The 20,148-nt window shown below is 68.3% G+C and carries 14 protein-coding genes and 1 pseudogene; 7 read left to right on the top strand and 8 right to left on the bottom strand.

From position 1 onward, the window contains the following. The first annotated feature begins 46 nt into the window (after positions 1–46). The 3 genes from helR (at position 47) to MSG_RS09750 (ending at position 3,237) form a co-directional block, all read left to right on the top strand. Positions 47–2,248, top strand: a complete 2,202-nt coding sequence (helR, locus tag MSG_RS09760; RefSeq protein ID WP_181159241.1) for an RNA polymerase recycling motor ATPase HelR — start codon at positions 47–49, stop codon at positions 2,246–2,248. A gap of 155 nt (positions 2,249–2,403) precedes the next feature. After that, complete coding sequence (locus MSG_RS09755; RefSeq protein WP_096439164.1) at positions 2,404–2,829, top strand: hypothetical protein; 426 nt, start codon at positions 2,404–2,406, stop codon at positions 2,827–2,829. A gap of 183 nt (positions 2,830–3,012) precedes the next feature. Continuing rightward, on the top strand, positions 3,013–3,237 hold the full coding sequence (locus MSG_RS09750; RefSeq protein ID WP_096439162.1) for a deoxyribodipyrimidine photolyase: 225 nt from the start codon (positions 3,013–3,015) through the stop codon (positions 3,235–3,237). A 28-nt stretch (positions 3,238–3,265) separates the two neighbouring features. Here the strand turns inward: MSG_RS09750 and hisS are convergent, their stop codons facing one another. Further along, positions 3,266–4,534, bottom strand: a complete 1,269-nt coding sequence (gene hisS, locus MSG_RS09745; RefSeq protein WP_096439160.1) for a histidine--tRNA ligase — start codon at positions 4,532–4,534, stop codon at positions 3,266–3,268. After that, entirely contained in the window at positions 4,531–5,205 is a 675-nt protein-coding gene (locus MSG_RS09740) for an MBL fold metallo-hydrolase (RefSeq protein WP_096439158.1), read from the bottom strand. Before MSG_RS09740 ends, hisS begins: the two co-directional genes overlap by 4 nt. A gap of 119 nt (positions 5,206–5,324) precedes the next feature. On the opposite strand from MSG_RS09740, the gene MSG_RS09735 reads away from it, so the two are divergent. The 3 genes and pseudogenes from MSG_RS09735 (at position 5,325) to MSG_RS09725 (ending at position 10,123) form a co-directional block, all read left to right on the top strand. Continuing rightward, complete coding sequence (locus MSG_RS09735; RefSeq protein ID WP_096439156.1) at positions 5,325–6,227, top strand: peptidylprolyl isomerase; 903 nt, start codon at positions 5,325–5,327, stop codon at positions 6,225–6,227. Between the two features lie 140 nt (positions 6,228–6,367). Beyond that, positions 6,368–8,069, top strand: a pseudogene (locus MSG_RS09730) (protein kinase domain-containing protein). 209 nt (positions 8,070–8,278) lie between these two features. Continuing rightward, positions 8,279–10,123, top strand: a complete 1,845-nt coding sequence (locus MSG_RS09725; protein ID WP_232011205.1) for a protein kinase domain-containing protein — start codon at positions 8,279–8,281, stop codon at positions 10,121–10,123. A 20-nt stretch (positions 10,124–10,143) separates the two neighbouring features. Here MSG_RS09725 and MSG_RS09720 read toward each other — a convergent pair whose 3' ends face one another. The 6 genes from MSG_RS09720 to yajC form a co-directional block, all read right to left on the bottom strand. After that, on the bottom strand, positions 10,144–12,516 hold the full coding sequence (locus MSG_RS09720) for a RelA/SpoT family protein (protein ID WP_096439154.1): 2,373 nt from the start codon (positions 12,514–12,516) through the stop codon (positions 10,144–10,146). Positions 12,517–12,611: 95 nt separating this feature from the next. Next, positions 12,612–13,169, bottom strand: coding sequence for an adenine phosphoribosyltransferase (locus MSG_RS09715; protein ID WP_373421128.1), 558 nt, complete (start codon positions 13,167–13,169; stop codon positions 12,612–12,614). Next, positions 13,151–14,857: an ABC transporter substrate-binding protein gene (locus MSG_RS09710; RefSeq protein ID WP_096439150.1), complete on the bottom strand. Its 1,707-nt coding sequence runs from the start codon at positions 14,855–14,857 to the stop codon at positions 13,151–13,153. The genes MSG_RS09715 and MSG_RS09710 overlap by 19 nt, the downstream gene beginning before the upstream one ends. Positions 14,858–14,862: 5 nt before the next feature. Beyond that, entirely contained in the window at positions 14,863–16,182 is a 1,320-nt protein-coding gene (gene secF / locus MSG_RS09705) for a protein translocase subunit SecF (protein WP_096439148.1), read from the bottom strand. Positions 16,183–16,184: 2 nt separating this feature from the next. Beyond that, complete coding sequence (secD, locus tag MSG_RS09700; protein WP_096439146.1) at positions 16,185–18,083, bottom strand: protein translocase subunit SecD; 1,899 nt, start codon at positions 18,081–18,083, stop codon at positions 16,185–16,187. 77 nt (positions 18,084–18,160) lie between these two features. Further along, complete coding sequence (gene yajC / locus MSG_RS09695; RefSeq protein WP_096439144.1) at positions 18,161–18,487, bottom strand: preprotein translocase subunit YajC; 327 nt, start codon at positions 18,485–18,487, stop codon at positions 18,161–18,163. A gap of 254 nt (positions 18,488–18,741) precedes the next feature. On the opposite strand from yajC, the gene gabT reads away from it, so the two are divergent. Then, positions 18,742–20,091: a 4-aminobutyrate--2-oxoglutarate transaminase gene (gene gabT, locus MSG_RS09690; RefSeq protein ID WP_096444292.1), complete on the top strand. Its 1,350-nt coding sequence runs from the start codon at positions 18,742–18,744 to the stop codon at positions 20,089–20,091. Positions 20,092–20,148: the final 57 nt, after the last annotated feature.

Below are 20,148 nucleotides of genomic sequence, written 5' to 3'. Positions count from 1 at the left end.
AGCAAGCCCCTACACTTGGCCGAGACGAAACGTGGTGGAGGGACGCTTGCCGAAAGCTGAGTACGACGAGGAACTGCGGGCGGAGCAGGACTACGTGACGGGGCTCTACGCCCAGCTCGATGCCGAGCGCGCGCGGGTCAAAGACAACTACCGGGCGGCGCTGTTGGGCGACGGCGAGTCCCTAGCGGATCGGGACGCCGACGTCCGGGCGCTGGCGCGGGAGGTGAAGCGGTTCGACGTGGCCGACTACGGGCTGTGCTTCGGCCGGTTGGACGCCGTGAGCGGCGAGCGGTCCTACATCGGCCGCATCGGCCTCTTCGAGGCCGATGACGACTACCGGCCGCTGCTGCTCGATTGGCGGGCGCCGGCGGCGCGCCCGTTCTACACCGCGACCGCCGCCAGCCCGGAGAACATGCGCCGGCGCCGCCAGTTCCACACCCGCGGGCGCCGGGTGCTCGAGTTCACCGACGAGACGTTCGGCCGTCCCGGCGGCGACGCGCAGGGGGACGCGGCGCTGCTGGCGGCGGTGAACGCGCCGCGCGGGGACGGCATGCGCGACATCGTCGCCACCATCCAGGCCGAGCAGGACGAGATCATCCGCCTCGATCACCCGGGCGTGCTGGTGATCGAGGGCGGCCCCGGAACGGGAAAGACCGTCGTGGCGCTGCACCGCGTCGCGTACCTGCTCTACACCCAGCGGGAGCGGATCGAACGCCACGGTGTGCTGGTGGTCGGGCCCAATGCCGCGTTTCTGAACCACGTCGACCGGGTCCTGCCGTCGCTCGGCGAATCCAGCGTGGTGTTCTGCACAACCGGCGACCTGGTGCCCGGGTTGCAAGTCACCGCCGAGGACACCCCCGATGCCGCGGCGTTCAAGGGTTCGCTGAAGATCCTCGACGTGCTCGCCGCCGCGATCGCCGAGCGGCAGCGGCTGCCCGTGCACCCGCTGGAGATCGAGCTGGCGGACGTCACGATGCACATCGACGCCGAGCTCGCGGGGTGGGCGCGGGACGAGGCGCGCGGCAGCCGACAGCCGCACAACCAGGCCCGCGCGGTGTTCACCGACATCCTCAGCTGGGCGCTGACCGAACGGGCGATCGCCCGCATCGGCCGCGGCTGGCTGACCCGCGAGGACCGCACCGCCTGGGAACAGCTGCGCGCCGACCTGCTGGCAGAGCTCGCGGACAACGACCAATTCGCCGCCGCGCTCGACCGGCTCTGGCCGATCCTGACGCCGCAGGAGCTGTTGGCGTGGCTGTACGTGTCTCCCGAGCGGCTGCATTCCGTGGGCGCCCCGCAGACGCTGTTGCGCGTCGACGGCGAAGCGTGGACGGTGTCGGACGTGCCGCTGCTCGACGAACTGGTCGACCTGCTGGGCCACGACAGGGTGGCCGCGGCGGCCGCGGCGACCGCCGAACGGGAGCGCAACTACGAGGCCGAGTACGCGGCCGGCGTGCTGGACCTGATGACGGCCCGGGAAGACCTGATGGACGACGAGGATCATCTGATCGCCCGTGACGTCATCCATGCCGAGGCGCTGGCGGACCGGTTCGTCGAGCGCGACACCCGCGAGCTGGCCGAGCGTGCCGCCGCCGACCGCGACTGGACGTATCGGCACATCGTGGTCGACGAGGCTCAGGAGCTCTCCGAGATGGACTGGCGGGTACTGATGCGGCGCTGTCCCGGCCGTTCCTTCACGGTGGTCGGCGACCTGGCACAGCGCCGGTCGGCGGCGGGTGCGACGTCGTGGGCGGCGATGCTGGAGCCCTACGTGCCGAGTCGTTGGCTGTACCGGTCGCTGTCGGTGAATTACCGGACCCCGGCCGAGATCATGGCCGTCGCCGCCGCGCTGCTCGCCGAATTCGCGCCCGAGGTGGTGCCCCCGGAGTCGGTCCGCGCGTGCGGGGTCCAGCCCTGGGCGCGCAGGGTCGAAGAGAGCCAATTAGCCTCGGCCATTGACGAATTCGTGCGCAGCGAGGCGGCGCGTGTTGGAACGAGCGTCGTGATCGGTCCGCCGGGTGTGCCGGGGACGGTTACGGCCGCGCAGATCAAGGGCCTGGAATTCGACGCCGTGTTGGTCGTCGAGCCGCAACGAATCCTCGCCGATGGCCCTCGGGGGGCGGCCGAGCTCTACGTCGCGCTCACCCGCGCCACCCAGCGCCTCGGCATCGTCCACCACGGGCAACTTCCGCCGGCGCTCGACGGTTTAGCCCAATCCGGTATTCAGGCCCATTGCGGCACAACCTAATCGCGCCCGGACGTGTGCGGGTCCGCGTCGTGCCACCCCTTGCCAGAGGCGTCATGTTAAGAGGACGTAAGCAAACTTTGCCACGCCGCGACAAACCCTGAACCGTGCGACATCATCAAGGTGCCATTGATTAGCTCCATGGAAGGAATACGAGCATGGCCATCGCACGGGGCTTAGCCGCAACCGCTGTGTTCGCCTGTTTGGCTACCGGTACCGCCAGCCCGGCCTGGGCGGACACGCCAACGATGAACGGCAACTACACCGAGACGTCTACGACGCCAAGCGGCAGAACCATCGACAACAGCTGGGCCGTCAACTCCTGCGGCAACGGATGCCTCTGGATCAAGGCCGGGCTGGGAGCCAGCCAGGCCACGTTGGTCGACGGTCAATGGGTCATGGACACGATGAGCAACGTTAACTGCGTGGGCGGTGGCTACACGCTCTACGGCACGACCACGCACACCGTCTGGGACCCCAACACCCTGACGGGCACCGCCACTCACACTTACATCACCGGAGCCTGCGGCCGCCCGCCGGGCGACACCCAGGTCGACCAGATCAGCATCAAGGCCTCGTCGTAGTGCCCGCAGCGGGGCCGGCCTGCCGGCCCCGCTGCGAAAAGCGGCCGGCGACAACCTGATTTGACGTTTTCTGAATCTGCGCCCGGTCGAGGTTAATTCGACCGTTTACGGGCGCATGAGAAGTGCGTTTTATTTCAGTTTCGTGTGGGTATCACCTCTGGGCCCCGCGCGAAAGGACCCGGCATGTTGCACTCAGTGATTTTGGCGAGTACGGACCCCGTTGCTGCGGGTTTTATTCTGCGCAGCATCAAGGGAATTTTCGTTTTCATCGGCAGCATCATCGCCGCAATTGTGTGCGCCGTCATCGCCGCAACGAAGGGCCGCAGTGCGCTGGGATGGGGCATTCTCGGGCTATTTTTCTCGATCATCACCCTGATCGTCGTCATCGTCATTCCGAGCAAGAAATGACTCCGGCCGCGCTGCCCTAGGGTCAGCGCTACAGCTTCGAAAGCACATCGGCGACAACTGAATCCAACGGCACAGCGACCTGCTCGCCGGTCGAGAGATCCTTGACCCCGATCGTGCCGGCGTCGAGATCGCGCTCGCCCGCGACCAACGCGAAACGGGCCCCGGAACGGTCGGCGGCGCGCATCGCGCCCTTGAGCCCCCGGTCGCCGTAGGCCAGGTCGACGCGGACCCCCGCCGCGCGCAGTTGGCCGGCCAGGACCGCCAGTTTGAGCTTGGCCGGCTCGCTGAGCGGCACGCCGAACACGTCGCACCGGGTGGTCTCCCCCACGCTGCGGCCCTCGGCCCGCAGCGCCAGCGCGGTACGGTCCACCCCGAGCCCAAAACCGATGCCCGACAAGTCTTGTCCGCCCAGCCGTCGCATCAGGCCGTCGTAGCGGCCGCCGCCGCCGATGCCGGATTGTGCGCCCAGACCGTCGTGGACGAACTCGAAGGTGGTTTTGGTGTAATAGTCCAATCCGCGCACCATCCGCGGGTTGATGACGTAGGGCACCCCCAGGGCGTCGAGATGTGCCAGCACCGTGTCGAAGTGCTGCTTGGCGTCGTCGGACAGGTGATCGAGCAACACCGGCGCGTCGGCCGTCAGCGCGCGCACCTCGGGCCGCTTGTCGTCGAGCACCCGCAGCGGATTGAGCTGCGCGCGCCTGCGCGTCTCGTCGTCGAGGTCCAGCGCAAACAGGAAGTCCTGCAACAGCTCCCGATACTGCGGGCGGCACGTGTCGTCGCCCAGTGAGGTGAGTTCCAGCCGGAACCCGGTCAGGCCCAGCGCACGAAAACCCGCGTCGGCGATCGCGATCACCTCCGCGTCCAGCGCCGGGTCGTCGACGCCGATCGCCTCCGCACCGACCTGCTGCAGTTGGCGGTAGCGGCCGGCCTGCGGGCGCTCGTAGCGGAAAAACGGCCCCGCGTAACATAATTTCACCGGCAGCGCGCCGCGATCCAGTCCGTGCTCGATCACCGCGCGAACCACTCCGGCGGTGCCCTCGGGGCGCAACGTCACCGAACGGTCACCGCGATCGGCGAAGGTGTACATCTCCTTGGACACCACGTCGGTGGATTCCCCTACACCGCGGGCGAATAGCGCGGTGTCCTCGAAGATGGGCAGTTCGATATCGCCGTATCCGGCCCGGCGGGCAGCGGTGATCAGCCCGTCACGCACCGCGACGAATTGCGCCGAGTCGGGCGGCACATAGTCCGGAACGCCCTTGGGTGCCGAAAAGGCGGTGAATTCCTCGGTCACTGGCTCAGGCCCTCGAGGAACGGATTCTCACGTCGCTCGACGCCGATGGTGGTGGCGCTGCCGTGTCCGGGCAGCACGACGGTGTCGTCTTCGAGCACCCAGAGTTTGTTGAGGATCGAGGTCAGCAGGTCGCGGCCGCTGCCGCCGAACAGGTCGGTGCGGCCCACCGAGCGCTCGAACAGCGTGTCACCGGTGAACACGACGTCGGCGTCGGTCTTGGTCGCCTGAGCGACCCGGAATACCACCGAGCCGCGGGTGTGGCCGGGCGTGTGATCGACGTTGACCGTCACACTGCCCAGATCGATCTTGTCGCCGTCCCGGTCGAGCTCGACCACCTGCTTGGGCTCCCGGAAGAAGGAACCGGCCACCAGCTGCGCGAGCCGCGGCCCCATGCCGTAGATCGGGTCCTTGAGCATGAACCGGTCCTCGGGGTGGATGTAGGTGGGGCAACCGTAGGTGTCCGAAACCTTTTGCGCGGACCACATGTGATCGATGTGGCCGTGCGTCAGCAGCACCGCGGCCGGGGTCAGCCGATTCTCGTCCAGGATCCGCCGCAACGGTCCCATCGCCCGCTGTCCCGGATCGACGATGACGGCGTCCGTTCCGGGTCGCTCGGCCAGCACGTAGCAGTTGCACTGCAATACGCCGGCGGGAAATCCGGTGATCAACACGGTTGACAGTTTCCCATCCCGGGCTGCCGGCGCCGATGCGACCCGCGCCGGCGCGCGAAACCACCCGGTGGCGGGGCCACTTGACACGCCTGGCGACTCCCCCATTAGCCTGGGTTTTCGTGCCGACCAACGAACAGCGACGTGCCGCCGCCAAGCGCAAACTCGAGCGCCAGATCGAGCGCCGCGCCAAGCAAGCGCGAACCCGCCGGATCATTCTCATCGCCGTCGGGGCGATCGCCGCCATCGCCGTGATCGCCGCGGTGGTGGTCACCGTGATCAACACCAACAACAAGCACAAGACCAGCGCCGCGACATCGAGCACCACGCCGGCCACCTCGGCCGCCAATTCGACGTCGCCGACGGCGCCGGTCCCGCCCGCGCCGGCGCTGCCACCGTTCAAGCCGTCGGCGAGCACGGGAGCCAACTGCCAGTACCAGCCCACCCCGCAGCAGCCGGCCGCCAAGCCGGTCAAGCCGCCGACGCACACCGGCAAGATCCCGACCGATCCGGCCACGGTCAGCGCCAGCATGTCGACCAGCCAGGGCAACCTGGGCCTGCTGCTGGCAAACAACGAATCACCGTGCACGGTCAACAGCTTCGCCAGCCTGATCGGCCAGAAGTACTTCGACAACACCAAGTGCCACCGCTTGACCACCTCCGAAACGCTGGGCGTCCTGCAATGCGGCGACCCCAAGGGCGACGGCACCGGCGGGCCGGGCTATCAGTTCGCCAACGAGTACCCGACCGACCAATACCCGCCGAACGACCCCAAGCTGCAAGAACCCGTCGTATATCCGCGCGGCACCCTGGCCATGGCCAACGCCGGCCCGGGCACCAACGGCAGCCAGTTCTTCATGGTCTACAAGGACTCCCAGCTGCCGCCCCAATACACCGTCTTCGGCACCATTCAGGCCGACGGGCTGGCCGTCCTGGACAAGATCGCCAAGGCGGGCGTGCAGGGCGGCGGTGAAGACGGACCACCGGCCAGCGAAGTTCTCATCAAATCCATCCTGCTCGACTAACCCCGTAGCGGCGCAAGACGAGCCACGCCCACAGGCGGGCTCGCGGTCCGGTACTTTCCTGCCTAGCGGCTTAAGGTGTTGGCGTGGCGGGGGATTCGTTCGGGCATTATGAGCTGCGGGAGTTGTTGGGCCGCGGCGGCATGGGGCAGGTGTTTCGTGCCTACGACTCGGCGACCGACCGGGTCGTGGCGCTGAAGGTGCTGCCTCCGTATCTGGTCGAGGACGACGAGTTTCAACAGCGCTTCCGCCGGGAGGCCCGGATTGCGGCCAGTCTCAACGACCCGCACGTGGTGCCGATTCACGGTTATGGGGAGATCGACGGGCGACTCTATGTCGACATGCGGTTGATCGAGGGCCGCGACTTGGACCACTACATCGCCGAAAACGGGGGACGGCTCAGCGCCGAGCGTGCCGTGGCGGTGGTCGAGCAGGTCGCCGCGGCACTGGATAGCGCGCGAGGAAGGCCTGATCCACCGCGACGTCAAGCCGTCGAACATTTTGATCACCACCGCGCGTGACTTTGTCTACCTGATCGATTTCGGCATCGCGCGCGCGGTCGCCGACACCGCGCTGACCCACACCGGTCACACGATGGGCACGGTGGCCTACATGGCCCCGGAGCGGTTCCGGGGCAGCACCGATCACCGCGCCGATGTGTACTCGCTGGCCTGTGTGCTCTATGAATGCCTCACGGGGCGGCGCCCCTACCCCGGCGATAGCTTCGAAGAGCAGCTCAACGGGCACCTGAACACCGCGCCGCCGCGGCTCTCGGCGCTGGCCCCGGGCCTGTGGCCGGCTCTCGACGAGGTCGTCGCCCGGGGCATGGCCAAAGACCCCGACCAGCGCTACCAGACCGCCATCGAGCTCGCCGAAGCCGCCCGCGCCACGCTGACCGGCGCCAACTACGCCGCCACCCCGGGCACCGCGCCCTACCCCCCGCCACCGCCACCGCCCGCACCACCAGCCACCGGCCCGCCCCCGGCAACGCTCCCCGCACCGCAGCAGCCGCCGCAGCCGACGTCGAATCGCCGCCTGACGCTTGCCGTCGTCGCCGGGTCGGTCTTCGCACTGGCCGCCGTCGCCGCCCTGGTCTTCGTCCTCCTCACGCAAAACGACCACACCGCGGCGAACACCCCGACACGCGCGCGGGCCCCGAAATTCGGCATTCAGCCACCCGGATCCACCACCTCGACCACGGCCGTCGTGCCCCCACTGCCGGCGTTCGCGCCGCCGGCCGACCTGGGCGCGAATTGCCAGTACCCGCCCAGCCCGGACGGGTCCGTGAAGCCGGTCAACCCGCCCCCGTCCGGCCGGGTGACCACCACCCCGCCGGTAGTCAACGCCACCATCTCTACGAATTTCGGCGATATCGGCCTTCAGCTCGACAAGGCCAAGTCGCCTTGGGCGGTCAACAGTTTCGTCAGCCTGGCGCAGCAACAATTCTTCAACAACACCACGTGCGGCCGAATGGTGGTCGTACCAGACGGAGGATTGATCCTGTGCGGGGGTCCTGCGGCGGACGGCACCGGCGGCCCGGGTTACGAATTCGGCGACGAGTATCCCGTCAACCAATATCCGCCCGACGATCCCGGACTTCGGGCGAACCTGGTCTACCCCCGCGGCACCGTCATCCAGGCCACCAACGGACCCAACACCAACGACAGCCAGTTCGCCATGTTGTTCAAGGACTCCGAGATGACCCCGACCAACACGGTGCTGGGCGCGGTCGACCCGTCGAGCCTGCCGGTCCTCGACAAGATCGCCGCCGTCGGTGTCGCCGGCGGTCGGGAGAGCGGGCTGCCTGCCCGGCCGGTCGACATCAACTGGGCCCGGATCGACTGATCCCGGGCCGCGGTTGCCTTGCACGGCAACGCCGTAGCGCCACCGTTCGACGAGCGCGCGGAGACGCGCCGTTATATCGTTGCGGCGCTAGCACTTTCATCTCGAACAGTCGGTCGTCGGTGCCCGACACCGGGTGCGGCGGCGCGCAAATCGGCACCTATTGTGGGCTATCCCCCGCCGCCAGAGGTCGAAGAGTTTATGGTCGTTGCGTGGGGTCGGACACTTTCGGTCATTATGAGCTGCGCGGCATGTTGGGCCGAGGCGGTATGGGGCAGGTTTTTCGCGCCTACGACGTCGCCACCGACCGGATCGTGGCCCTGAAGGTCTTGCCCCCTCATCTGGCCGAGGATGACGAATTTCAGCAACGCTTTCGCCGGGAGGCCCGCATCGCGGCCAGCCTCAACGACCCGCACGTCGTGCCGATCCACAACTACGGGGAGATCGAGGGCCGGCTCTATGTCGACATGCGGCTCGTCGAGGGCCGCGACTTGGAGGAGTACATCGCCGAAAACGGGGGACGACTCAGCGCCGACCGCGCCGTCGCGGTGATCGAACAGGTTGCGGCGGCACTGGATAGCGCTCGCGAGGTGGGACTGATCCACCGCGACGTCAAGCCGTCGAACATTCTGATCGCCAGCGCGCGCGACTTCGTGTACCTGATCGACTTCGGCATCGCGCGAACCGCGGCGGACACCCAACTGACCCGCGCCGGCCACACGATGGGCACCGTGGCCTACATGGCACCCGAGCGCTTCAGGGGCACAACGGATCACCGCGCCGACGTGTATTCGCTCGCCTGCGTGTTGCACGAGTGCCTGACCGGCCACCGCCCCTACCCGGGCGAGAGCCTGGAAGAACAGATGAACGGGCATCTGCTCACCCCGCCGCCGCGGGCGTCCATCGACGCACCCGATGTGCCGGCGGCCCTCGATGAGGTCGTCACCCGCGGGATGGCAAAAGATGTCGACGAGCGCTACCAGACCGCGATCGAGTTCGCCGAGGCCGCCCGCGCGGCGCTGTCCGGCACCGGCCACGGCACCCGAACCAGCCCGCTCGCGCCGTCCGCGGCGCCGGTCACCGCCGTGTACCAGCAGGCCGTGCCCGGGCAGCTGACCGGCAGCCAAGCGCAGCCGGATCCCGTCCCCGCGATGGCCGGCCCGCAGCAGCCGGGACCTCCGCCGGCAGCCGCGGCGCAGCCGGGCGTGCCCGCGCCGCCCTCGAGCAGGCGCCTCATCGTGGGCATCGTCACCGGGTCGGTCGTCGCGCTGGTGGCGGTGATCGTCTTGGTCATCACCCTTACCACCCAAAGCGATTCCTCCTCGGGCAACGCCGGCAACACCGCCGCGCAAAACCCGACCCACCCCAGCCGGACCAAGGCGCCACGGCCGGGCGTGGGAACGAGCAGTGGCGACGTACCGCCGCTGCCGGCGTTTGCTCCGCCGCCGGACCTGGGCGCGAACTGCCAATACCCGGCCTCGCAGGACCCGTCCGTCAAACAGGTCAACCCGCCGCCGTCCGGCCAGGTGTCCACCAGCCCGCCGGTGATCAAGGCCACCATCTCGACCAATGTCGGCGACATCGGCATCCAGCTGGACAACGCCAAGGCCCCGTGCACGGTCAACAGCTTCGTTAGCCTTGCGCAGCAGCAGTTCTTCAACGGCACCATCTGCGGCAAGCTGATCATCCAGGCGAATTTCGGCCTGCTGCAGTGCGGTGGCCCGGACGCCGACGGCGCGGGCGGCCCGGGTTACGAGTTCGCCGACGAATATCCCGTCAACCAATTCAGTCCCAATAGTCCTGCGCTGAAGGACCCCGTGCTGTTCCCGCGCGGCACCCTGACGATGGCGCCCTTCAGCGGGCCCAATCCGAACGGCAGCCAGTTCAACATGATGTACAAGGACAGCGTGTCCAACCCCGATTCCACCGTGTTCGGCGCGATCGACCAGGCGGGCCTGGTGACCATCGACAAGATCGTGGCGGTGGGCGTCGTCGGCAACGGCGAGGAGGGCATGCCCGCCAGCCCGGTGACGATCAACTCATTCAAAATCGGCTGAGCCACCGCCGATACGTCCGCCTACGCCGCGGAGGTCACCCGGTAGACGTCGTAGACGCCCTCGACGTTGCGCACCACGTTGAGTAGATGCCCCAGGTGCTTGGGGTCGCCCATCTCGAAAGTGAAGCGGCTGATCGCAACCCGGTCGCCCGAAGTGGTGACCGACGCCGACAGGATGTTCACCTTTTCGTCGGCCAGCACCCGCGTCACGTCGGACAGCAGCCGGTGCCGGTCCAGCGCCTCGACCTGAATCGCCACCAGGAAAACCGAGGAAGGCGATGGGGCCCAAAGCACTTCGATGATTCGCTCCGCCTGTTGTTGCAGCGACGCGGCGTTGGTGCAGTCGGTGCGGTGCACGCTGACGCCGCCGCCGCGGGTGACGAATCCCATGATCGGGTCCCCGGGCACCGGTGTGCAGCACTTCGCCAACTTGGTCAGCACGCCCGGAGCGCCGGGAACCGACACCCCCACGTCGTCGGTGCTGCGCGGGCGCCGCAGCATCGTTGTGGGCGTGGACCGCTCGGCGAGTTCCTCCTCGGCCTGGTCGATGCCGCCGAGTTCGGCCAGCAGCCGCTGCATGACGTGGCGTGCCGAAACATGGCCTTCACCGATCGCGGTGTACAGGGCTGACACGTCGGTGTAATGCAGTTCCCGGGCGACCGCGCCCATGGACTCGCCATTGACCAAGCGCTGCAACGGAAGTCCACCGCGGCGCACCTCGCGGGCCATCGCCTCCTTACCGGTCTCCAGCGCCTCCTCGCGCCGCTCCTTGGCGAACCACTGCCGGATCTTAGCCTTGGCACGCGGGGACACCACGAATTGCTGCCAGTCGCGCGACGGCCCGGCGTTGGGTGCCTTCGAGGTGAAAACCTCGACGACTTCCCCGTTTTCCAGTTTGCGCTCCAGCGCCACCAGGCGGCCGTTGACCCGGGCCCCGATGCAGCGGTGGCCCACCTCGGTGTGCACCGCGTAGGCGAAGTCGACCGGCGTCGAACCGTTCGGCAGTGTGATCACGTCCCCCTTGGGGGTGAACACGAAAATCTCTTGCACCGCAAGGTCGTAACGCAACGACTCCAGGAACTCGCCGGGGTCGGCGGCCTCCCGTTGCCAGTCCAGCAGCTGACGCATCCAGGCCATGTCGTCGATCTCGGCCGCCGCATGCGAAGGCGGAACCCCGTTGCGGCCCTTGGCTTCCTTGTACCGCCAGTGCGCGGCGATGCCGAATTCGGCGGTGCGGTGCATGTCGCTGGTGCGGATCTGCACCTCCAGCGGCTTGCCCTCGGGCCCCACGACCGTGGTGTGCAGGGACTGGTAGACGCCGTATCTGGGCTGGGCGATGTAGTCCTTGAACCGTCCCGCCATCGGCTGCCACAGCGAATGCACCACGCCCACAGCGGCATAGCAGTCCCGGATCTCGTCGCACAGGATCCGGATGCCGACCAGGTCGTGGATGTCGTCGAAGTCGCGTCCCTTGACGATCATCTTCTGGTAGATCGACCAGTAGTGCTTGGGCCGGCCCTCGACGGTCGCTTTGATCTTCGACGCCGTCAGGGTGGCGACGATTTCGGCGCGGACCTTGGCCAGGTAGGTGTCGCGCGACGGTGCCCGGCCGGCGACCAGCCGCACGATCTCCTCGTACTTCTTGGGGTGCAGGATCGCGAAGGAGAGGTCTTCCAACTCCCACTTCACGCTGGCCATACCCAGCCGATGTGCCAGGGGTGCAATCACTTCCAGTGTTTCGCGGGCCTTGCGTGCCTGTTTTTCGGGCGGCAGGAAGCGCATCGTGCGCATGTTGTGCAGCCGGTCGGCCACCTTGATCACCAGTACCCGCGGGTCACGCGCCATCGCGGTGATCATCTTGCGGATGGTTTCGCCCTCGGCGGCGCTGCCCAGCACCACGCGATCCAGCTTGGTCACCCCGTCGACCAGATGGCCGACCTCCTCGCCGAATTCCTCGCTCAACGCCTCGAGCGTGTACCCGGTGTCTTCAACGGTGTCGTGCAGCAGCGCGGCCACCAAAGTGGTGGTGTCCATGCCCAATTCGGCCAGGATGTTGGCGACGGCCAGCGGGTGGGTGATGTAAGGATCCCCGGAATGCCGGAACTGGCTGGCGTGGCGCTGGTCGGCGACCTCGAAGGCCCGGTTGAGCATCGACAGGTTGGCTTTGGGATAAATCTCGCGGTGCACGGCCACCAGCGGCTCGAGCACGGGGTTGAGCGCGCTGCGCTGGGCGGTCATCCGGCGAGCCAGCCGCGCCCGGACCCGGCGCGACGCGCTGCTGGACGTCTTCAGGGTCTCGGTCGGCGACTCCGGCGCCTCAACGACGGGCCCGGACGCCGGGGGCGTTTCCGTGGGCGGCACGACGGCTTGCGCCGTGCTTGGCTCGTCCGCCACGTCAACCTCCGTAAGTTGCCTCCGACCTTCGAGAATATCTCCTAAGTCCGATTGCCCGGCCCGTTCTGCGGCCGTCGCCCCCGCAACCGGCGCGGTCAGACGCGACTCAGGGCGTGCACGGGCAGCGGCTTCAGCGCCGCCCGGCCCCCCAGCTCGGTGAGCTCCACGATCACCGCGACGCCGACCACGTCGGCTCCGGCAGTCTGCAACAGGCGCGCCGCTGCGCCCAGGGTCCCGCCGGTGGCCAGCACGTCGTCGACGATCATGATGCGGCGCCCGCGCAGCTTAATGCCGTCCGCGGGGATTTCCAGGGTGGCGCTGCCGTACTCCAGGTCGTAGCTCTCCGTGAGCACCGGGGGCGGCAGCTTGCCGCCCTTACGAATGGCCAGCACGCCGACGTCCAGCCGGTCGGCCATGGCCGCGGCCGCCAAAAACCCGCGGGAGTCGACGCCGGCCACCAGGTCCACGCCGTCCGCGAGGCCGGCGAGCGCGGCGGTGATGGCCCGCATCGCTTCGCGGTCGGCGAACAGGGGGGTCAGGTCCTTGAATTGGACCCCGGGCTCGGGGAAATCGGCGACCTCACGGGTCAGTGACCCGATGATGTCGCCGAGGTCGGGCGCATCGTCGATGGTCGTCACTGCACCAGAGCCCATCGGTCCATGTTCCAGCCCGCGCCCCATCGGGTCGGGTTCCTGCTCACCGCGTACATCTTCTTCGACATCAGCAACGTGCGCTGCTGTCGGTACAGCGGCAACGTCGGCATCTCAGCCCAGAGTACCGGCGCGGCGTCGGCGAGCAGCCGAACGCGCTCGGCCGGATCGGCGGACACCGCGAGCGCGCCGATGATGCCGTCGACCTGGGCGTTGGAGTAGCCCGACAGGTTGTTGCCGTTACCGGTGTGCAGGTCATAGGCGTCCATCGCCGACGACCCGGTGGATCCGCTGCCGGTGGCGCCGCCAGTGCTGGCCACCAGGACGTCGATCTTTCCGTCCTTGAGGGCCTGCGGCCCGGACGAGTCCAGGCTGACGTCGTTGACGGTGATGCCGGCCGCAGCGCAGGACTTGGTGATGGTCCCGACGGTGACCGCCAGCCGCGCGTTGGGCCCGTGGTAACCGATTCGCACCGTCAGCGGCGCATTGCCCAGCTCGTCACGAGCGGCGGCGGGGTCCGCCCTGGCGAACTTGGCGGCCTCGGCGGCGCCGTCGCCCTGCGCGACGGCATCCTCGGTGGCCGGGGACAGCCGGGAGTTGGCGATCGGGGCGCCCGCATCGTGCGCGATCGCGTCGCGCGGGATGCACAGCGCCAGCGCGCGCCGCGCCTTGGTCTGCGCCAGCGGCCCCTGCGGCGCAAAGATCAGCTGCTCGATGCCGGCCGACGGCGCGTCGCTGCGCTCGTAGTTGTCCGGGGTGTTCAGGGCTCCCGACGAGCCGGCCGCCACGTCCACCACGTCGACGCTGCGGTTGCTGACCCGGTCCTGGATGTCCGGCGCCTGCGGCGTCACGGTGATCCGCTTGGTGATCGCGCGGGGGCCCCACCAGCGGTCGTTGGCCACCAGCACTACCGCGCCGCCGTCGAGGACGGATTCGATCTTGTACGGCCCCGACGACGGGAACCGTTTCTGGATCTCGTCGGATTTCAGGCCGGGTTTGAGGTCCCAGGTGGTGTTCCACAGCTTGGCGATCTGCGCCACCAACGGCCCGTTGTCGCCCAGCACCGCCGCGGTCACGTCGATGTTGAGCTGGTCGGCGATGACGTGCGACGGCATCAGCGAGGTCGCGCTGAACAGCTCCATGTAGTCGGCGATGCCGCGATCCGGGACGAACGACACCCGAGCCTTCTTCTGCCCCGGCGTGCACTCGATGTTGGCGATGTCGAGGTAGCCGGCCTGGGTGGCGGCGTCGAAGCCCGGGAACCGTCCCGACTGGGCCGCCCAGGCCAACACCAGGTCGTCACAGGTCACCGGCTTGCCGTCGGAGTAGACGGCGTTGTCGGCGATTTGGTAGTCGAGCACCAATGGCGAACCACCCACCACCGAGACGGTGCCGAAGTCGTGGTCGGCGACGACCTGCCCATCAGGCCCGTGATACCCGAAGCCGGTCAGCGTGCGGGCGAACGCCTGAGCCCCGGCCGATGCGGCGCCGGCGACGGTGTTGGTGTTGTAGGTGCCCAGAGTCCCGTCGACCACGTAGACGATCTGCGAGGCGGCGCTACCCGAACACCCGGTCACCGTGCATCCGACGGCGACCGGGAAAGCCAGGGCGGCGATGGCCCACCTTTTCAGGCCGTGCCACCTGGTGTACAAGCCAACGTCGCCCCCCGCCCGCCGACACCGGATGCCCATCCGGGCTACCGCCGACCGGCGTTTCGCTTGCCGGTCGGGCGCCGGGTTCCGGTGGGCCGCACCGGCCGGGCACCCGGCGCCGGCTTGCTCGGTGCCGGCTTCGTCACGGCTGCGGCCGCGTCGCTATCCTGCGCGTCCTGGCCCGGCGTGTCGTCGCCGGAGGATTGCGGCGCCTCGTCGAGTTCGAGGTCGTCGGCGGCCTCCTGACCGCCCGATCGTGCGCCGGGGCTGCGCCGCTTGGCCACCCGCCGGGTGTGGGTCCGGACGAGTTCGGTGCGCTCGCGCAGCGTGACCAGCAGCGGCGTGGCGAAGAAGATCGACGAGTAGGTGCCGACCAGGATGCCGACCAGCTGCACCAGCGCCAGGTCCTTCAGGGTGCCCACGCCCAGCAGCCACACCGCCACCACCATCAGGGCCAGCACCGGCAGCACGGAGATCAGGCTGGTGTTGATCGAGCGCATGAAGGTCTGGTTGATCGCCAGGTTGGCTTGCTCGGCGAAGGTGCGCCGGTTCTTGTGCTGGAAGTCGTTCGTGTTCTCCTCGACTTTGTCGAACACTATGACCGTGTCGTACAGCGAGAATCCGAGGATCGTCAGCAGGCCGATGACGGTCGCCGGGCTGACCTCGAAACCGACCAGCGAATACACGCCGGCGGTGACGGTCAGGTCGAAGACCATGGTCGTCAGCGCGGAGATGGCCATATAGCGCTCGTAGCGGATCATGATGTAGACGCCCACCAGCACCAGGAACACACCGAGCGCGATCAACGCCTTGTCGGTGATCTGATCGCCCCAGGTCTCCGACACCGCCGAGTCGCTGATGGCCGCCTTGTTCGGCTTGCCGTCAGCGCCCTTGGGCTGGAAAGCGTCGAACAGGGCGTTTCGCAGCTTGGTCGTCTGGTCGTTGGACAGCGTCTCGGAGCGAATCTGCACCGTCGCCGACGCGCCGTTGCCGACGACGACGACCGATTCCGGATCGCGGCCGATCGCCTTACGGAAGACCTCGGACACCTGCGACGTCTGCACGGTGCCCGTCGCACCGGCGGCGGGCATCGACACCGTGGTGCCGCCGCTGAAATCGATCCCGAACGTGAAGCCCCGCAACACGATCGACAAGACCGCAATCGCGACGATCGTCCCGCTGATCCTATACCACAGCCGGCGTCGGCCGATCACCTCGAAGGCGCCGGTCCCGGTGTAGAGCCGGGACAGGAAGCTGTGGCGCGGCAGGCCGGCCGCCGCTTCGGAGGTCGTCAGCTCCACGGCACTCTCGCCGGCCTCGGTGAACTCGTTCACTTCGGCGTCGGACTTTTCTTTGGCAGCCATCGCTATCCCCGTCCCGTCTTCACCTGCGCCGAGGCCCGGCGTTCGCGGGCGACCTGCTGCACGGCGCCCAGGCCGTTGTAGGCGGGTTTCGCCAGCGTCGGCGACTTGGAGGCCAAGTAGACGAGCGGCCAGGTCACCAGGAACACCACCACGATGTCGAGAATCGTGGTGAGCCCCAACGTGAATGCAAAGCCGCGCACCTGGCCGATCGCCAGGGCATACAGCACCGCGGCGGCCAGGAAGGTGACGGCATTGCCCGAGACGATCGTCTTGCGGGCCCGCGCCCAGCCGCGTGGCACCGCGGACCGGAAGGAACGGCCCTCGCGGATCTCGTCTTTGATGCGTTCGAAGAACACCACGAAGGAATCGGCCGTGGTCCCGATACCGATGATCAGACCAGCGATGCCCGCCAGGTCAAGGGTGTAGTTGATCTGACGCCCCAGGATCACCAGGATCGCGAAAATCATTGCGCCGGAAGCAATTAGGGACAGCGCCGTCAGCAGCCCCAGCACCCGGTAATACAGCAACGAGTACAGCAGCACCAGGATCAAGCCGATCCCGCCAGCGATCAGCCCGGCCCGCAGCGACGTCAATCCCAGTGTCGCCGAGACGGTTTGGGCTTCCGAGGACTCGAAGGACAGCGGCAGCGACCCGTACTTCAGGACGTTGGCCAACTGACTCGCGGTCGCGGCGGTGAATGGTGGGTCACCCCCGGTGATTTGGGTCCGGCCGCCCGGAATCGCCTCCTGGATCATGGGGGCGCTGACCACCCGCGAGTCCAGGGTGAACGCGGTCTGGGTGCCGATGTGGGCGGCGGTGAAGTCGGCCCAGGTGTTCGCCTCGGCGGGCTTGAATTGGACGTCGACGACGTAGCCGATGCCGCGCTGGTTCATCGTCGAGCTGGCGTCCTGGATCTGATCGCCGCTGATGATCGACGGCCCCAGCAGATAGGCGACCTTGTGATCCGTCGAGCAGGTCACCAGCGGCAGCTTCGGGTCGTCGTTGCCGGCCAGGATGTCGTCTTTGTCGCAATGGCCGGCCATGTACTGCATGGCCACCATCTGGATGTACGGGTTCTCGCTCTGCCGAAGTTCCTTCATCGCCTGGATGCGGTCGGCGAGGTCCTTGCGCGGGTCGGGCGGCGCGGGCACGTCAACGGGCGGAGCTTGCCCGGCCGGCGCTCCGGGCGCCGGGGCGGGGCTGGCCGGCGCGGGCGCCTTGCTCGTGGGCGCCGGCGACGGCGACGCGGGGCTGGGCGCCGGGCTCGGGGCCGGCGGCGGGTCCTGCGGGTAGGGACGGGGTTGCGGCGCGGGCCGCCCGGGCGGCGCGGGCTGGCCGGTGGGCGCGGGCTGGCCGGTGGGCGCGGGCTGGGGGGCGGGCACCTGGCCCGGCGGCACCGGCGCCTGCTGGTCTGGGGCCCCGGGTTCGAGCCCCGGAGGGAGCCCGCCCGGGCCACCGGGAGAACCGGCCGGTGTGCCGGCGGGCGGCTGACCCGGCGGCTGCTTGGGCGTCGCGCCCTGGGCGGGCTGCGAGTTGAGTACCGGCCGGATGTACAGGCGGGCGGTCTGGCCGAGGTTGCGGGCCTCGTTGCCTTCGTTTCCGGGCACCGTGATGACCAGGTTGTCGCCGTCGACGACGACCTCCGAGCCGGACACACCCAGGCCGTTGACCCGGGCGCTGATGATCTGCTGCGCCTGCGCCAATGCCTCCCGGCTCGGACGGGATCCGTCCGGCGTGCGCGCGGTCAGCGTCACCCGGGTGCCACCCCGCAGATCGATGCCGAGCTTCGGGGCCGCCCGTTTGTCGCCGGTCAGGAAGACCGACAGGTAGACGGCCACGAGCAAGAACAAGAAAACCGACAGGTAGCGGGCAGGGTGCACCGGCGCCGAAGACGATGCCACGTTCCTTTTATCTCCTTGAGAATCGGTCTTTTACCCCCGAGAGAGCCTACGTGCCCTCGTCACGCGTGCCCCACGGGTCAAGAATCTTTGGCCACCGGGCTCTCGTTGGGCTCCCCGTCGGTTTCGTCGAATTCGTCGGCGTCCTCCGGCACGATCCGGTCGCGGATGGCCAGCTTCATCCAGGTGGTCACCACCCCCGGCGCAATCTCCAGGTCGACGGTCTCGTCGGTGAACGAGACCACCGTGGCCTGCAGGCCGGAAGTGGTGTGCACCCGGTCGCCGGGCCGCAACGAGTCGTGCAGGTCGATCGTGGCTTGCATCGCGCGCTTCTGGCGGCGCGACGCGACGTACATGAACCCGCCCATGATGAGCAGGAACGGTAGGAATAGGACCAAACTCTCCATCGACGTGCCTGTCTTTCGTATCCGTAGTGCTGATGATTCTCTCCGCGGTGGCCGCGCCGACCGCAAAGCCGCGCACCTCGTAACGGGTCCAGTGTGCCCGTTAAGTCTGGCAGGCCACTGGTCGTGACCGATCGGCACCTGCACGGACCTCCCCCGGCGCCGGGCGCCCGGCCGGCACCGGCCTGCCGAGAACTGCACCAGCGGATAGGCTTTCAACGCGACGTGGCACGCGGGGCCGCGAGGAGGAGGATGTGGTGGCCGGTCTCGAACAGACGCGTCAGCTGGTCACCGAAATCCCGGGCCCGGCCTCGCTCGAGCTGAACAAACGCCGGACCGCGGCGGTGTCGCACGGCGTGGGCGTCACGCTGCCGGTCTTCGTCGCGCGCGCCGGCGGCGGCATCATCGAGGACGTCGACGGCAACCGGCTCATCGACCTGGGTTCGGGCATCGCGGTGACCACGATCGGCAACTCCGCCCCACGCGTTGTCGACGCCGTGCGCGCCCAGGTGGCCGAGTTCACCCACACCTGCTTCATGGTCACGCCGTACGAGTCCTACGTCGCCGTCGCCGAAGAGCTGAACCGGATCACCCCGGGCTCCGGCGAGAAGCGCTCGGTGCTGTTCAACTCCGGTGCGGAGGCCGTCGAGAACGCCATCAAGGCCGCCCGGTCGTTCACCCGCAAGCCGGCCGTCGTGGCCTTCGACCACGCCTACCACGGCCGCACCAACATGGCGATGGCACTGACCGCCAAGTCGATGCCCTACAAGAGCGGCTTCGGCCCGTTCGCGCCGGAGATCTACCGGGCGCCGATGTCGTACCCCTACCGAGACGGGCTGTTGGACAAGGAACTGGCGACCGATGGCGAACTGGCCGCCGCGCGGGCCATCAGCGTCTTTGAAAAGCAGGTGGGCGCCGCCAATCTGGCGGCGGTCATCATCGAACCGATCCAGGGCGAAGGCGGCTTCATCGTGCCCGCGCCGGGGTTCCTGGGCGCCCTGCTGGAGTGGTGCCGCAAGAACAACGTGGTGTTCATCGCGGACGAGGTGCAGAGCGGATTCGCGCGCACCGGGGCGATGTTCGCCTGCGAGCACGAGAGCCCAAACGGTCTGGAACCGGACCTGATCTGCACTGCCAAGGGCATCGCCGACGGGCTGCCGCTGTCCGGGGTGACCGGGCGGGCCGAGATCATGGACGCCCCGCACGGCAGCGGCCTGGGCGGCACGTTCGGCGGTAACCCCGTCGCCTGCGCGGCGGCGCTGGCCACCATCGCGACGATCGAGAGCGACGGCCTGGTCGAACGGGGCCGGGAGATCGAGCGGATCATCACCGAACGGCTGTTGCGGCTGCAGGCCACCGACGATCGCATCGGCGACGTCCGGGGCCGCGGCGCCATGATCGCCATAGAGTTGGTGAAGTCGGGAACGGCCGATCCCGATCCGGAACTCACCGGGAAACTGGCCACCGCAGCGCACGCAGCCGGAGTGGTCGTCTTGACCTGTGGCATGTTCGGGAATGTCATCCGGCTGCTGCCGCCGCTGACGATCAGCGACGACCTCCTGACCGAAGGGCTCGACATCCTGGCCGGGCTCCTGGGTGAGTTCTGACCCAACATTCCGGGTTTTCACAGCCGCAGGTGGGCGATCTCACAGCCCCGCAGGGGT

This window comes from Mycobacterium shigaense (genome assembly GCF_002356315.1).
In the GTDB taxonomy this organism is placed as follows: domain Bacteria; phylum Actinomycetota; class Actinomycetes; order Mycobacteriales; family Mycobacteriaceae; genus Mycobacterium; species Mycobacterium shigaense.
Note: the sequence above shows the minus strand (reverse complement) of the source record. Positions and strands in the feature narration are given on the sequence as shown.

Excerpts from the sequence above, each read along its gene's own strand:
- MSG_RS09755 (WP_096439164.1), top strand. The coding sequence starts at position 2,404 with ATGGCCATCGCACGGGGCTTAGCCGCAACCGCTGTGTTCGCCTGTTTG.
- MSG_RS09750 (WP_096439162.1), top strand. The coding sequence starts at position 3,013 with ATGTTGCACTCAGTGATTTTGGCGAGTACGGACCCCGTTGCTGCGGGT.
- MSG_RS09715 (WP_373421128.1), bottom strand. The coding sequence starts at position 13,169 with ATGGGCTCTGGTGCAGTGACGACCATCGACGATGCGCCCGACCTCGGC.
- MSG_RS09710 (WP_096439150.1), bottom strand. The coding sequence starts at position 14,857 with ATGGGCATCCGGTGTCGGCGGGCGGGGGGCGACGTTGGCTTGTACACC.
- secF (WP_096439148.1), bottom strand. The coding sequence starts at position 16,182 with ATGGCTGCCAAAGAAAAGTCCGACGCCGAAGTGAACGAGTTCACCGAG.
- yajC (WP_096439144.1), bottom strand. The coding sequence starts at position 18,487 with ATGGAGAGTTTGGTCCTATTCCTACCGTTCCTGCTCATCATGGGCGGG.